6 protein-coding genes are annotated in these 15,413 nt (G+C 44.5%); all 6 read right to left on the bottom strand.

All coding sequences use genetic code 11. From position 1 onward, the window contains the following. Positions 1-165: 165 nt before the first annotated feature. Positions 166-4,494, bottom strand: a complete 4,329-nt coding sequence (locus C6Y39_RS10840) for an alpha-1,6-glucosidase domain-containing protein (protein ID WP_167390649.1) — start codon at positions 4,492-4,494, stop codon at positions 166-168. 83 nt (positions 4,495-4,577) lie between these two features. Further along, positions 4,578-7,628: a TonB-dependent receptor gene (locus tag C6Y39_RS10835; RefSeq protein WP_105931252.1), complete on the bottom strand. Its 3,051-nt coding sequence runs from the start codon at positions 7,626-7,628 to the stop codon at positions 4,578-4,580. Between the two features lie 275 nt (positions 7,629-7,903). Next, positions 7,904-9,400, bottom strand: coding sequence for a tryptophan halogenase family protein (locus tag C6Y39_RS10830; RefSeq protein WP_105931251.1), 1,497 nt, complete (start codon positions 9,398-9,400; stop codon positions 7,904-7,906). A gap of 9 nt (positions 9,401-9,409) precedes the next feature. Continuing rightward, the gene (locus tag C6Y39_RS10825; RefSeq protein ID WP_240618867.1) at positions 9,410-10,912 is read right to left on the bottom strand and encodes a tryptophan halogenase family protein; all 1,503 of its coding nucleotides are present in this window, start codon (positions 10,910-10,912) and stop codon (positions 9,410-9,412) included. Between the two features lie 174 nt (positions 10,913-11,086). Continuing rightward, on the bottom strand, positions 11,087-13,954 hold the full coding sequence (locus tag C6Y39_RS10820; RefSeq protein ID WP_105931250.1) for a TonB-dependent receptor: 2,868 nt from the start codon (positions 13,952-13,954) through the stop codon (positions 11,087-11,089). A gap of 511 nt (positions 13,955-14,465) precedes the next feature. Continuing rightward, a complete protein-coding gene (locus C6Y39_RS10815) occupies positions 14,466-15,374 on the bottom strand; it encodes a sialate O-acetylesterase (protein ID WP_167390648.1) in 909 nt (302 codons plus the stop codon). Positions 15,375-15,413 lie beyond the last annotated feature (39 nt).

The following is a 15,413-nucleotide window of genomic DNA, read 5'->3' as shown; positions in this document are numbered from 1 at the left end:
TTACGAAATACGCCAACCATCTGGTACGACCACCTTTATACGCCAAACACTTTCAAAGAATCAAGAGATATGCCAAAAAATTAGGCGCTGTAAAAAAACCGCGAACTAGGTCGCGGTTTTTATTAAATCGGTTAGTAAAAACCGACGTTGTGTTACTTTAGACGATTATTTTTTAGTAACCGTTAACGTGGGAGCATTGCCATCTGGCCCTGAGACCATGAACTCATAAAGGCCTGATTCTGGAATTTCAATCATAAGATTGTTATTGCTTCCTCCAAGTATTTTTGGCTCGCCAGGCGTGACAACGTTACTCGCGGCATCATTAGGATTACCCAGGTTTACCGTCGACCAATCTTCAGAAGCAACTTTGAACTCGATGCTACCTGCGCTCAACTCAATGTTAGCTGTGTAGACACCTTCTTCTTGATATTCAAACATATCGACCGCACCCCATCCGTTCATGCCACCGCGGATATAGACTTGAGTGTCACCCCAAAACGCTTCTTTGAACACACCTATTGTCGGTGCATCCGTGTCAGTTACATTGAACACAAAGACATAGCGGTCGGCCGTTTCAATATTTAGAACAAGGTTATCGTTAGTCGCAGCCAATCCAAGAGTTTGACCTGGCGCTAAATTACGATCGGCATCATCGGCAGATACAGCACCAAAATTTACTGTACTCCAGTCTTCAGATGCAACTTTAAACTCGTAAGTGCCAGGCTCAATATCTCGAGCAAAGGTATAGATACGACCACCTTGATAAGTGAACTCCTCGTCTGTCCCCCAACCGTTCATTGCACCACGAAGATACACAGGTGTGCCAACGAAGGGCTCCTCGTTCTCAATCATTAAGATCGGCGCTTCACTGTCAGACGCGTCAACAGTGAACAAATATGTTGCGCTCGTTGCTGGCGTAAATGAAAGATTGGTATTAGTGCGCGCAAGAACCTTTTCTTCACCCGCAATTACCGCACCTTCTTCACCATCTGCCGCACCAAAGTTAACGGTACTCCAATCTTCAGACGCGAACTTGAACCCATAAGTTACACCGCCTTCAAGCGCAGCAGTAGCCGTATATACACCGTCACCTTGATAAGTAAATACATCATCCGTTGACCAGCCGTTCATGTCTCCACGAAGGTAAGCAAGGGTATCGCCGTAAGGTACTACATCTGGTGCGCCAGACGTGGCATACGCTGACAGCCCATAACCTTGAGCTCCAGACTGCGGTTTCACAAATACAGCAATGGTAAGCGCAGGTACGGTAAAGGTACCGTTACCGTCTTCACCCTCAACGAAGGTTGCACCGCGTACCGCAGCATCAACTGAGTTCATTTGTGTAGCGTGAAGGGAAAAGCCAGTTGCTGTGTTAACTGTAATCGATTTCTCTTCGTAACCCGTGTTAACCAGTACCATTACCGCATCATTCATCGTGTCTAGGTCTTGACGCGGCTCTTCGCTATCGTCAGAAATGCCGTCATCGATACTCATCGCAATAAGACCACGTTGTTGCCGTGCACCAATGTTGTGGAAACCAATACGGTCGATAATCTCCTCTGCAGTGGTTAACCTAAACAGTGGGCTCGTCATTCGAATGTTAAGCAATTCTGCAAACACATCAGAGGCAAACATAATATCTGCCGTGGACGCTGCACGATTCGGGTTATATATGAATTCCCCCATTTCTTCCCAGCGGGTTTCATTGTCTTGTGCTAACGGTAAGCCCACATTCCAGTTATTAGTCTCGTATGTGAAATCCACATAATTAAACCAATCACCCGAGTCGTAGGTGTTTCGGTCCATTGATTTTGAGCGAAGCATGTCGCCGCCCATCTGTAGAAATGGAATACCCTGAGAAACAAGGTTAATACCCATTGCGACGTTTTGTGCGCGAACCCGCTGTTCTAGGGTGATATCTTGTGGAAGCGTATAATTTAATTGGTCCCACAGTGTTTCATTATCGTGTTTAGACACGTAGTTAATGATATCAGCAGGGTCTTCCGCATAGCCGCCTAAGTTACTGGTTGCGCCAGCACTGCCGGAAGACGTCTCTAAAACATAGTCTCTTAACGTTCCGATCATGCCCATTTTTACACGGTCTTGCGCGCTTAATAGCCCTTCATCTTCCGGCCTAAAGATAGCGCCTTGGCGAATTGCTTCACGAATTCGATCGTTGTAGGTTCCAATCTCAGTACCGGCCATATTCAACTGACTCGCCTGCTCGTAACCGCGGTCTATTTTGGTCCAACCTTCACCATAAAAGTAGTTGTCTTCATCGATAGCCTGCACAGCATCACGAAGACGTACCATGGTATCTTTGGTTGCCTGGCTCATAATGTCGAAACGAAACGAGTCATACTTGTAATGCTCAGTCCACATAAGCAGTGAATCTTCCATGAATTTTTCCATCATGACATTGCGTGGCTCGGTGTCATCACAGCACGTTTCACGCACTATCGCGCCAGTGTCCACTTCGTAACGGTGGTAATAACCCGGAACTGCTTTGTCCAAAACAGACTTGCTGAAGACACCCGATGCATTGGTGTGGTTGTAAACCACATCAAGTGCAACACGAAGCCCCATCTCATGAAGTGCCTGGATCATCGCTCGCATCTCTACGATGCGCTCAACACCTTCAGCACTCGACGCATAGCTACCTTCGGGAGCATTGAAGTGGTGCGGATCGTAACCCCAGTTGAACGTATCTACATTGCGTAAGTCATTAGTCAACTGCTGGGCTTTACCCGCTTGCGATAACGGGTCATATGAGTTGTAAACGTCAATTAATAGTGTATTCGCGTTTTCTTCTTCACATACTGCAGCACTGCTATTTAGGCGACAAAGTTTGCCCACCGTATCGTACAAATCCACCGTGTTAGTTGGGTCTTCATCGATAGTTGAGATGTCATTCGCCGGAAGGATATGGAAATAGGTTAACCCCGCTTCTACAAGCTTTTTAAGGTGCTCAACCGGTGCCGTTCCCTCTTCGGTAAAGGCTAGGTATTTTCCACGATTTTGTTCAGACGTAGACATATCGCGCACACTAAAGTCACGTATGTGGCCTTCATAAATAACCGCATCTTCATAATTTTCTACCGTCGGAATGGTGTGAGTATCCCAACCTTCTGGTTTTAAATCATCATCTGCTAGGTTTACAAAGCGAGAGAAACGGCCGTTCGTGCTTAGTGACACAGAATATGGGTCTGTCACAAGCAGTGTTTCTACTTTACCCGTGATTGGGTGATATACCGTAACTTCGTAGCGATAAAGCTGGCGATCTAGCGACATATCGCCTTCATAACGCCATACACCTGACGCGTCATCACGCAGCATATCTATACGCTGACTTAACGTTTTGTTGTTATAAAGCAAGAGGTCGACATTCGAAGCAGTAGGCGCCCAGAGTGCAGCGGTAATACCTGCGTCTGTGTAAATGCCACCTAGCTGTGCTTCGTCAGCATCATCGTCACTCATCGTGTACAGCGCGTCAATGGCGTTTGCTAATTGGATACCGGTTGCTGCTACAAGTTCACCGTCTGCATCATATCCACCAACAACGGCCTGGGTTGTGAGTACAGTTTTCGCGTCTTCAACTGACCATTCGCCTTGCCACGCCTGCATGGCAGACAAGTGAGGGGCGCGTGCAGATTGCTCTTCGGTAAGTGTTGTACTCATTAACGTTATTTGAGTACCGTTAATACCCTCTTCTAGCGTGCTCTCTAAATCAGCCTGTGCTGAGTAGTGAAGTTTCACTTGCGAAACGGTTTCTGGAACGTCCCATAAAATCGTATTCGCATCTAACCAATGAGCGCCAAAGCCTTCTATATCAACCGGCTGTGGACCAAGGGACATAATTGGAAATTCAAAGATCGTTGGTTCACCAGAAAGCGTAAAGTTCATACGCACAAAGGTTTCATCATCCTGTAAAAGCGAGGCTTGGAAGTCACCACCTCCCATCTCTTTTCCAGCATCATCAGTGCCTTTGTGTATGATAAAGTTATGACAGCTTCCGTAATCGTCTTTAAGGTCTAAGATCCAGTACGCACCATAGTTTGGATCGATGCCGCTATGAATACGACCGTTTGCCCAATCCGTATCGGCGTCGGCATAAGCGTCGCACTCGTCGTTGTTCCAAGTATGTAACCTCCAACCTTCGTAGGCAGTGTCGTTACTTGAGTTATCCGCATCCACTGACGCGCGATTATAGTAAAGCACAGCTTGATTAGATGACGGAGTAAATACAGGAGCAGGGAGACTTGGGTCGGCACCAGCTTCACAGGCATCATTTGCTTCGTTAGGAACAAGCGGTGCATCACATTGAATAGGAGGTGGCGGCTCACACGCCGTACCTGCTGCGTTTGGAACATTTGGCACATCACAGGTAAGTAAATCGTTTGTTCCAGACTCTACGCCCGAACCTCCGCATCCTGCAAGTGTATAAGCGCCTACTAAAAGTAACGCTGCGCGCACTACTCTCTTTTTAGTAAACATAAAATTCTCCTGAATATTTTCGCTATTGTTGGCAACCGAATGTTCCTTCGAGTCGCTAAATAAATTGCCTAGGATGTTGTTTTTCATAGTTGGTATGTCATCCCTAGGTAATATTGGGTGCCAAAGTACTGAATAGTGCCGGTTTGCTCTTCTGAGGCGAAATAGCTCTTAGTTGGCTCGTCGGTTAAGTTATTAACCTGAAATAGTAGGCTCCAGTTGTCGTTAATTTCGTACGATGCTTGGTAATCAATAACCAATTCTTCGTCGAAGTTAACCACTTGATCGTTTACCGCTACCTGTTGCGAAACAAACGCATCGCGATATCGACTAGACAAGCGGGTTTCAAAACCTTCGTATTCCCAGAAAACCGTTAGCGTCGCTACGTTCTCAGAAAGACCAGGTAAATTTGCAGCGTAAACGCCGTCGCCGAGAGTTCGCTGAATTTCGCTTTCGGTGTAAGAGTAGCTGGCGCTAACCCCTAACCCTGACCACAAACCAGGCAGCATGCTGTATATTTGGGTATAAGCGACTTCAAGGCCTCTGATGTAACCGCCCTCAGCGTTGTTAACTGCCGTACTGTAGCTACCATTTTCCGTAGGAACGGTTACGAAGATAGGATCGCCGTTCTCATCGCGAGCAAGCTCAGCCTCTTGGCCGTTAAACTCTGGGGTTAGGTAAACCGGAACGCTAACGTTGTCAGGAATAACAATGCCGTTTGCCTCAAAATCATAAGGCTCTATTTCAATGTCTTCCACAAACGACTCAATGTCCTTGTAGAAACCAGCGATAACCAAAGCACCTTCTGTATCTGAAAAGTAATACTCCCAAGACACGTCGTATTGCGTGGCGTAAAACGGTTCTAAGTAGGGGCTATTACGGGCATTACCACTAACTCTTGCGGTAGGGTTCGATAAAGTAATTTCACCCGAATCTCTGTCTTGGAAAGCAGTAACCGTTTCAATGGTAGTAGATGCATTTGCCGCAAAACGGTTAATTGGCGCTCTACCCATTACTTTTGCTGCTGCCACGCGAAGCTGTGTGTCATCAGTCAGCTTAAAATTTAGATTGATAGAGGGCAGTACGTCTGAATACTCATGACTTATCAAGGCTGGTCGATAGAAATTGTTGATAAGCCCAACATCGTCTGTAATATTTTGCGCACCTGCGATAGGGTCGCTAACTTCAACTGACGTGCCTGTTTCTAAGTCTTGAATTAGCTGGGTAGCACGCTGCAGCGTTGTTGAGCTCTGTTTACTTTTAACGTAGCGAACACCCACATTTCCCGTAACAGGAATACTGCCTATTTCGGTATTTATCTTAGCCATTAAGTAGGCCGAGTTTACCGTTTCAAATACATCTCCGCTTTCTTGCAGTGTCCATGCTGTAGCGGGCCCTGTGCCAGGCCCGTTAATAACACCAGCTGCGCCCGGACCCCATGTTTGAACAGGCTGAGGCCTACCGCTTGGAAACCATGCATTAAGTGCACTGTCTAGATCAACAGAAAGATAACTTGGGAAGTAGCCAAAGTCACCACTCCAGTCAACTTGCTCGACCATGTCAGACGTCAGCCGAAGCGGCGGCTCGCTCACTGAAAATGCACTGTCGTTTCCGTATTCAAAGACCGAGCGATCGTTGTTGTACTCCCGGTCTGAATAACGATAGCCGAATTCAAAGCCAGAAATAATAGGCACGTCCACATAATATTGAAAATCGACACGATAAGCATCTAGCTCATCTTTATTTTCAAACGGATAAATACCGTACTTACTTACCATAACGCGGTCTAAGTCAGTAAAGGCATCTGTTTGATTGAAGCCGATATCAGGGAGATTCAAACCATTCAGCAAATAAGATATTTGAACGTTTTCATCAAAAACTGGGTTGGTTGCTGTCGCGTCTTCACCAACCAGCGACCACAGTAAACCATTCCTGAAGTCGCTCTCAGCGCTTGAACGGGATACATCAAACTGAACCGCTAAATCGGGTGATATTTCCCAGCTGGCATTAATACCTAAGTTGGTTACACTGTCGAAATCTTGATTGTCGTCGTTAACCAGTTCAACACGGGTGAAGCTATTGTCTGTGCGTGAAAAAGTACCGCCGATGACATTATTATTCACCACTACGGGATTCGTGATACCAGCATTAATTCCGCCTAGCTTTACGCGAAAACCGCGGGCAAATGCTTCAGAATCAAATTTAGAGATAAAGGCATCAGCTTTTAATGTAAAGGTATCGATGGGCGCCCACTCGAACGCAGCCACGTAACCGTCGCGGGTTTCTTCCCCGCCCTTGTGCTGCATTTCAAAGCCTTCTGAGATAAGTTCACAATTTGGGCAATCTGCTGGCCCATCTGTATCCCCTTCTAGACCATCAACATCTACCTGACCGTTATATGCCAAACCAATAAATTGCGTTGAAACGCTGGGTTGGAATAGACGGGCATACCCCAAAGACACACCTAACGTATCGTCTAAAAACTTACCTTGATAGGAAAAGCTCAGTCTGTGACCATATTCAGTAGCATCGCTTATTTCTGATGCTCTATCGTTGTACATACCGCGCATGTTGGCGCTGAACTTATGCTGCTCTTCAATAGCCAGTGGTGATGCTGTTTTCAGTTCTACTGTACCCGCAATACCGCCTTCAATAAGCGACGCCTTGGGTGATTTATAAACCGCTGCCTCACTAATTAGTTCGGACGGATATTGGTCAAACTCAATGGCGCGACTTCCGCTGGTGGATACCTGCTCTCTACCGTTTAGCGTAGAAAACACGAAGTCACCTGATAGACCACGAATGTTAATCTGGGCAGCTTGTCCTCCGGTTCTTACAGCAGAGATACCCGGTAGACGTGTCAGTGCATCTGCCATAGAAACGTCAGGAAGCCCGCCAAGGTCGTCCGCAGAAATCTGTTCAGAGACTGTGTCCGAGAATCGTTTTTGATTAAGTGATTGAATCAAGCTAGTGCTGAAACCACGCACTTCGATACGCTCTAAGGTATCTTCCTGTGGTCGTTCAACTTCATCTAAAGGTGTGTCAGGTGACTCTTGTGCATAAAGAGGAAAAGCGCTAAAGGCAACTCCACTGCTTATAAGCGCCGCCATAATGGTGCTGGGTTTAAATGTTTTCATTGGTGTCCCATCCTTGTTTATTATCGACATTTTTAGGACTACCACACCCAAAAATGCCTCTTATACTTCAACACCAAATACTACTGGTTTGTATAAAAAGGGAGCAATGCTATGCATACGTATTCATTTACAATTGTTAAACATAAATGAAACATTGTGCGGAATTTATTGTTTTTTATAATATTTATATGCAGGGGCTAAGCAGGCCAGCGCAGTTACTTATGGATAAATATAACAATCTTACTAACCGTCCTTGGCTTTCAAGATTGTCATTATTAGCTTTGTTGTGTCTGAAGCACATTATTATGATGTTTAAAATTTAACGCGCAGCCTTGAATAAAACGTTCAATTTTTTGCTCACTGTACAAATCGCCACGGCCTGGTTGATTTTGCTCTAAAGGCGGAAACGCGCCATATCCAGCAAATAAACAATGCCATGATACAGAGTCCCAGTGCATTCCAATATTCTGACGATTTATCTCACTGGTGAGATCTTCACGTTGAAACCATGTAGAGATTAAAGACTTGAGTGAATCCGACAACACCATGTTATTTCTGTTCGCTCGCCAATACTCACTGTCATCACGAGTATTAAGCTTATAATGCGCGACGATGTAGTCTCGTACTCGATCAAAACGCTCTTTGGCAAAGGCATTGTAAGCTGCGCTCTCTTTACTAGAAAAGCCGCTCTTTTCAAGTGTATCGGAGAAATACTCAATACAAATCTGTACCAAATGAAGTGCGGTTGCCTCAAGCGGTTCTATAAACCCTTGGGATAGGCCTAATGCTAAACAGTTTTTCTGCCAATGCTGCGCTACTTGCCCGACTTTCATTTTAAGATGTCTAGCTTCCACATCGCTGTTTTCAAGTCCAAGATGCCGCCGCAACTCCTCTTCTGCCTTGTCTTTCGTTAAATGTGAAGCGCTATAGACATAACCATTTCCCGTGCGGTTTTGTAGTGGTATTGACCAACACCAACCATTGGAGAGTGCTGTGGATTGCGTCTCTACCGGAATGGTTTCGTAAGCGTGTGTAGGTAATACTACCGCAGAGTCATTAAACAAGTTATCGGAGTAAGAATTGAACTTAACGCCTAGGGTTTGTTGCAATAGATGGGAAGAAAATCCGGTGCAATCGACGAAGAAATCTCCCTCAATGTTACCCTTTTCTGTTACAAGGTGACTTATGTCTCCGCTAAGATGAAGTACTACGTCACTGATTACCGCACTAATATGAGTAACGCCTTTTTCAACCGCAACATCACGCAGATAGTTGCCTAGCAATGCGCTATCAAAATGGTAACCGTATTCCATTCTGAATGGAAAATTATCAGGAGTTATCGGCGCCTTGTTTTGCTTAGCCAACACGCCATTTAATAAAAAGTCTTCAGGTGTAACGTGAGTATCTAGCCCCAACCTTCGGGTACGGCAGTTCACTTCAAAAGCACGCTGAGTAAACGTATCTGTTTGAGAGATAAAGGGATGGCGATAATGTTTAACACCGGAACTAGGGCTCCAGCCATTAAACTGAATGCTTACTTTGTAGGTTGCATTACACTTAGGCATCCAATCACTTTCTTTAATTTTTAGCTCTTCAAAGAAGCGTTTTAATGTCGGTGTAGAACCCTCGCCTACACCAATAATGCCTATATCGGGAGACTCAACAAGAGTTACTTTAACCTTGTCCGAGGGCCATTTATGTGCAAAATAGTTAGCCGCCATCCAGCCGGCAGTTCCGCCCCCGGCAATAACAATGTTCATTGGTCTATTCATATCAAACGGCTAACCACAAAACTGCTTCAAGAAGTCGTCATGAGTAGCAATTTTTCCGATGGGTTCATTCTTAATACGTTTGATATTTTGCATCAACTCTTGCAGTTTTTGCTCAGACAATGCGTTAGCCAGAGGATGGTAATCACCTTGTACTATACCTTGCCCCATCAGTACTTGTAGCCAAGAACTTTCAAGGAACAAGTCATTTTGTTCTCTGAATAAATTACCAGACTCTCTGAATAGCTCGATTTTATGCGTTAAGCTATCAGGTACATCCATTTCTCGTAAGTCTTTCCAGAAGTGCGAGTCAGTTCTTTCGTTCACGTGATAATGCAGAATAATGAAGTCTCGTATTTGTTCGTACTCGGTCTTTGATTGCTTATTATACTCGTCAATTTGACGTTGCTTGAACCCTTCGTGTGGGAACAAATGGATAAGCCTAACCACGGCAGATTGAATAAGGTGAATACTCGTTGACTCAAGGGGTTCAAGAAAACCGCTTGAAAGCCCAACGGCGATCACGTTCTTATTCCACTGCTTGCGTCTTCTTCCAGTCTTAAAACGAATAAAATTAGGATCGGCGAGTGGCTTGGTGTCTAGGTTACTCGACAATATATCCAGTGCTTGTTCGTCAGTATAATAGTTACTGCTATACACAAGGCCATTACCGTTACGATGTTGAAGTGGAATACGCCATTGCCAGCCGGCAGAATGTGCTATGGAGCGAGTGTAAGGTAAGGTTTTTTCTAGTCGCTCTGAAGGAATAGCAACAGCGCGATCGCAAGGTAGCCAGTGAGACCAATCCTCATAGCCTGTGTTCAACGTTTGCTGGGTAAGAAGGCCTTTAAAGCCTGAACAGTCTATAAATAAATCGCCTTCAATATGTTCACCGTCTTTCAACGTTACCCCTGTGATGAAGCCGCTCTCACTATCTTGCGTGACATCATGAATAATGCCCTCTTTACGAGTTACTCCCATTGCTTCACACTTTTTGCGTAAAAAGCGCGCATAAAGCGACGCATCGAAATGGTAAGCATAAGGCATTTCTATAATTGGATCTGGAGATTTTATATGAGCAAATTTACCCGCTTTACAGGCAAGGTAGTTTAAATCGTATTCCCAGATTGAGTCGGTAAGCCCTAGTTTTTGTGCACGTTTAAAATAGTGATGAAAATGACAGAAAGCGTAACTTTTTCCAGGTGCGCCGAAGGTATGAAAATAGTCCTCGCCTTTAACCCGCCAATTTTCAAACTTGATGGCAAGTTTCATTGTGGCATTGGTTTCTCGTAAGAATTCTTTTTCATCTATCCCGAGAACATTATTCAGCGTAATAATAGGAGGTATTGTCGCCTCGCCTACGCCAACTGTTCCAATGTCTTCAGATTCAACCAAAGTAACCGTTAAGTCAGTACCAATTAAACGCTTAATCACTGCTGCAGAGATCCATCCTGCAGTTCCACCGCCAACCACTACTACCTTTTTTACAGCTTTATCGTACATATTTTCTGCCATCACTCTACACCGCTGACCTACCACACTTTGATAACACGACCCGTTTTGCTATACAACAAAAAGCCCCAACACATATTACAGTTTTGGGGCTTTGAAATTTCATAATATTGACTAGCGTCTCATTTACAACATTCTTTATCCGCCGCTTGTTTACAACAAGCGGCAGATAGCTATTTAGAACGTGTAGTTGAAACCAAGTAGGAAGTTACGTCCGTAGCTTTGGTACTCAGTAATTTGACGACTGTCACCTGGGTTGACACGAACAGTAGGCTCGTCAGTCAGGTTTTGACCTTGAAGCGTAACACGAAGCCCTTCAAGATACTCAATTCCAGACTCACTGAAATCATAGCCAATCTGCGCATCTATCTGTTTAACACCGTTATCTTCAATAGGTGCTAGAGAAAGGCTGATAGCACGAGTTTCTGTAGCAAACGCATCACGTTTAGTTCCAGACACACGAATTTCAAAACCATTGCTTTCATAGAAAGCGGTTAGTGAGTAAGTCTCTTCAGATAAACCTGGTACCGCTTCACCATTTTCTAACTCACCATCAAGGAAGGTTGCACTCGCAAACACGCCAAACCCTTCTAGTGAATCGTGGATCATGTCAAACGGTAGACTACCTTGAAGCTCCCAGCCACGTACAAACCCTTCAAGTCCATCTTCGCGGAAGCTCACAATTCCGTTAAATGTACCTGGTGGTACGATATCGTTTTCATCTAGTACACCATCGTTATTGATGTCAGTTTCACCAGACGTTTCGTGGAAACCTTCAATGTAAGACTCACTAAAATCGCCAACAGTTTGTCCAGCTACGTGCCAGTTAGTCAGGTCTTTATAGAAGAAACTAGCGGCAAAGTAACCTGAGTCTGCGAAGTAATTTTCGTAAGCTATATCAAACTGATTCGCTTCAAGCGGTCTTAGGCGCGCATTACCTGCGCTTGCAGACCATGGACCATTAGCAACATTGGTCGATATGATTTGCTGGTCGTTAAAAGTAAAGCTTACTGTGTTATTCGGGCGCATGTCATCCATACGAGGACGGCTAATCACTTTTCCTAAAGCGGTACGAATAAACTGGTTCTCAGCGATTTCGAAGCTCAAGTTCAAAGTCGGTAACACATCTGTGTAGGAATCGCCATCCGACAGTGGAGTTACTGCTGTAAACCCAGTAGGACCGGTAGTGGTGTTAAAGCCCGAACCTGATTGGTCAACGTTAACAACTTGTAGTCCAAGATTACCGAATACCAGTACGTCGCCAATTTCTGTTTCAATGTCTAACTTCGCATATGCGGTTAGGATATCTTCTGAGATAGTGTATGAGTCACCCAAGCGACCATTTTCAAATAGTTCCGCTTCTGTCTCGATGTAGTAGCCGCTTCTGTACAAACCAAGGCCATCGTAAGCTACGACACCGTCAATTCCGATGTGGCTTAGGTCTGCTGTACCGATTGGGTTTGGAACCAGTTCTTGACTTGGCCATGCTGGCGACGTTAGATAAGCACCATTGTTATCTTTAGTTTTTTCACGTTCTTGGTAGTTAACACCCGCAGTCAACTTAGTGAAGACGCCCCACTCAACAAAACCTTCTAGGTCAAGGCGAACAGCATCAAGTGTCTCTTCAAAAATCGGCTCGTTGACGAAACCGTCCTGCGCTGTATTTGGTCCAAAGCCTTCTACGCCTTGGAAGCGTTCTACAGGGCCTAGCGAGCCCCCCCACGCCTGCGGACCGGCAAGGAAGATAGCATTCGGGTCTGCCAGATCAACACTATCAAGAGTAGGATGATCGCTGTAAACCGCACCTGTAGATGTCATAGTCCATGCACGTGGCGTAAGTGGACGACCGTCGATACCGGCTCGGCCCACACCTGAGTAACTCTCGATGTCAGTGATAGTTTTATCCACTTCACCTGTTGATACGTCTAACGTTGCTGTCCAATTATCGTTGATAGTATATTCAACATTAAGGCCGAAAGTAGTCAGTTCAGCTTTTTGTTGACGAGAATCGTTACGAATTACAGATAAGAAACCATCATAGTAGCCAGACGTTACAAGACCGTCTTCAACACCAGTGATAGTGTACGCACCGGTTCCCCACTCTGCACCACCTTCTTCAACACCACGACGGGCATCATTTTCTTCGTAATCGATGTAGAGCGCATCAAACTGAACTTTCAAATTATCAGTAGGTGCGTATTCAATTACACCGGCAACTGATGTGCGCTCTAGCATTGCTGAACGCGTAAATGAATCATGACCACCAAGAATCACTGTTCCTTCAGGTACTTCAACACCTTCGGCAGCGTTGGCTGGGTTAGCATTTGCATATCCCCACCCACGGAAATACTGTTCTTGACGTGGTGATTCCATATCTGCGATAACTAACGCCACACCAAGCTTATCGTCTGCGAACTGATCTACGTAGTTAAAAGACAGGCGATGACCTTCATTATCAAAATCAGGGTTACCTGCCTCTTCTTGGTTTGCCTCATACGTGCCGTTGATTGTTACCGTTTTTTGCGCACTAAGTGGGCTAACGGTTTGAATATCAACAGTACCACCGATACCCTGGGTCATTAGGCCAGCTTCAGGTGTTTTATAAACTAAGATATTTGAAACAATTTCCGTAGGGTAAAGGTCAAACTCGACACCACGGTTATCGCCCATACCTAATAGCTCGCGACCGTTTAGCGTAGTACCCACATAGTTTTCGTTGAAACCACGAACAGAAATACCGCTAGTACGACCGTTACGTCGTTCACCAGCTAAACCTGGAAGACGAGCGATTGACTCAGCAATACTTGTGTCTGGAAGCTTACCAATGTCTTCAGCAGATAACGCTTCTACAATTGACGTGTTATCCATTTTGATTGCTTGTGCACGCTGCAGACTGCCGCGAATACCGCTTACTTGAATAACTTCAAGTTCAGCTTCATCAACAGCATCGGTGTTTGCTTCTTGCGCAAGTGCCGGCGCACTACTAAACGCCATTCCGCCAGAAATAAGTGCAGCTTTAATTAGGTTGGGTTTAAATTGTTTCATAAAACGGGTGTCCCATACGGTTATAGTTGTTGTCTTTTTGTTATTCTTATGACAAAAAAATGACAATACATCATGTGGGCTAATCCTATAGAGGACACACGTCTTGCACAATTGCCTGCATACGTATTCAATAAAATTTATGCAACACAGTATTAACAAGTGCAGGGTGAAAACTTACGTAATTTTACAACATAAAGCCAATAAAACCGTGAACTTGTAAAATATTTATGAAATATATTTTCATGTTACGCGTTGACTGAGACGTTTTTTTTCAAAATAACGTTCGTTTGTAATTGACAGCAATGTGACGCTTGCGCGAATACGAAATCATTACGTTGAGGGGCAAAATAAAGAAATTGTGGTGACAGAGTTAGGGGCTATTTCCAGATAGCTAATGAAAGACAATAAACTATAGGGGAAATATTTATAAGAGGAATAGATTTTCGAAAAACTAAACGTCGTGAAGTACAAAGCCCCATATTATTAGCGAAATTTGGATGTCGAATAATTACTAACGTTTAAAAGTCCTGCAGGTCTGTGCAATCTGTTTATACGATAAAGCAAAGTCCTTCCCCATTTGTATAAAACTCTTACTCGTATAGTGCCAAGGATCATCACCGTAGGTATAGGTATCAGAATTAGACATATAAGTAGCGCAGTTATCTGATTCAACAAAAAGTTGCTGTGCTAAGTGCACCCGATGGATGTAAGGCATAATATCTTCTTCGCCCATTTCGGAATCGGTGATTTTACCGATAACCACAGGCAAATCATCTTCCCTAAGTGCAGCACGGAACAAGTTCATCATAGTTGTTAAATTAGTAAGGTATGCATTGGCTGACGCTTCACTTGCGTGTGCATCGGCTTCACCTTGCATCCAAATAATACCCATAGGTTTTAACGTGTCTGACTTGCCATCGCCATTGATATCACTAACCGCGTAGGCGTTTTTAATAGTCTCTAGTGCAAAATCGTACTGATTGAGGCCGCTACCTTCAGTAAAATTAGGGTACCAGTTACTGTAACCTGTGTTAAGCGCAAGGCCGGTTCCACCAACTGCATACTTTATAATGGCAATTTTTTTATTGGGATATTGCTGCTGTATTGCGTTGGCGAAGGTTAACTCTGCTCCAAATCTCTTTGAAAGCGTATTGCTTTTGCCATCCGATTTAAAGCCTGTACCGTGGCCAGGTTTAAGTTTGCCCCACTTCCCTACACCGCCGTTATCTTGATTGTCGAAAACCCCATTTCCATGAAAAATCATCACGTCTTGTTCTTTTACTAAGTCGCTTGGAAGTTCAGAAACGTACCCATAGCCATCCATATTAGATTGCCCAGCCATAAAAAAAGTTAGGTATTCATCAGCCATCGTTGAGCATGACAACAAAGAAGCGAAACAAGCTAACGCAGTTTTTTTCATTAGAAACATCTTCATGTTATTTGGTTAATAAAATAAGAG

Source organism: Alteromonas gracilis, from assembly GCF_002993325.1.
GTDB classification, from domain to species: domain Bacteria; phylum Pseudomonadota; class Gammaproteobacteria; order Enterobacterales; family Alteromonadaceae; genus Alteromonas; species Alteromonas gracilis.
The sequence above is the reverse complement of the archived record's forward strand: the minus strand, read 5'-3'. Positions and strand labels throughout refer to the sequence as shown.

What these genes read in the sequence shown, in the direction of transcription:
- C6Y39_RS10835 (WP_105931252.1), bottom strand. Translation starts at nt 7,628, where the DNA reads ATGAAAACATTTAAACCCAGCACCATTATGGCGGCGCTTATAAGCAGT.
- C6Y39_RS10830 (WP_105931251.1), bottom strand. Translation starts at nt 9,400, where the DNA reads ATGAATAGACCAATGAACATTGTTATTGCCGGGGGCGGAACTGCCGGC.
- C6Y39_RS10820 (WP_105931250.1), bottom strand. Translation starts at nt 13,954, where the DNA reads ATGAAACAATTTAAACCCAACCTAATTAAAGCTGCACTTATTTCTGGC.
- C6Y39_RS10840 (WP_167390649.1), bottom strand. Translation starts at nt 4,494, where the DNA reads ATGTTTACTAAAAAGAGAGTAGTGCGCGCAGCGTTACTTTTAGTAGGC.
- C6Y39_RS10825 (WP_240618867.1), bottom strand. Translation starts at nt 10,912, where the DNA reads ATGGCAGAAAATATGTACGATAAAGCTGTAAAAAAGGTAGTAGTGGTT.
- C6Y39_RS10815 (WP_167390648.1), bottom strand. Translation starts at nt 15,374, where the DNA reads ATGAAAAAAACTGCGTTAGCTTGTTTCGCTTCTTTGTTGTCATGCTCA.